We start from the raw sequence: 600 nt of genomic DNA on the forward strand, positions 1-600 counted from the left end.
GGGTGAAGTCGTAACAAGGTAGCCGTATCGGAAGGTGCGGCTGGATCACCTCCTTTCTAAGGAAGAAGTAGAAAATCAATTATGTGTTTTACTGTTGAGTTATCAAGGAGATAACAATTTAATATGACATTTCTGGTGTCGATGCGCTTAGGGGGAAACACCCGTTCCCATCCCGAACACGACGGTTAAGACCTAAGCGGCCGATGGTACTGCATTGGAGACGATGTGGGAGAGCAGGTGGGCGCCAGATTATGGGGATGTAGCTCAGTTGGGAGAGCACCTGCCTTGCAAGCAGGGGGTCGAGAGTTCGAATCTCTTCATCTCCACTGCCAGAGATGGCAAATGGGCTTATAGCTCAGCTGGTTAGAGCGCACGCCTGATAAGCGTGAGGTCGGTGGTTCGAGTCCACTTAAGCCCATAGGCTTAAATCTTTATTAGCCGTGAGGTTAAGTGATTAAGCCTTTGATTGTACCTTGAAAACTGCATACATGTAGTATGATGAAAATCATACATCCTTGATATAAAACGTTAAAACGTAAGATAGGAAGACATCGATTTAGTCTGTGAGAGCAGACAAAGATCAACAATGAGAATCAAAAG

General features: G+C 45.7%; 2 tRNA genes and 2 rRNA genes. All 4 read left to right on the forward strand.

Features of this window, described 5'->3' with window-relative positions:
* Positions 1-56 (forward strand): 16S ribosomal RNA (locus ACESTK_RS20530); the annotation flags it as partial.
* 75 nt (positions 57-131) lie between these two features.
* Positions 132-250, forward strand: a 5S ribosomal RNA gene (gene rrf / locus ACESTK_RS20535).
* A gap of 3 nt (positions 251-253) precedes the next feature.
* Positions 254-326, forward strand: a tRNA-Ala gene (locus ACESTK_RS20540).
* Positions 327-344: 18 nt separating this feature from the next.
* A tRNA-Ile gene (locus tag ACESTK_RS20545) sits at positions 345-418 on the forward strand.
* The last annotated feature ends 182 nt before the right edge of the window (positions 419-600 follow it).

The sequence above is a fragment of the Ruminococcus sp. Marseille-P328 genome (genome assembly GCF_964249465.1).
Taxonomy (GTDB): Bacteria; Bacillota; Clostridia; order Lachnospirales; family Lachnospiraceae; genus Blautia_A; species Blautia_A faecis.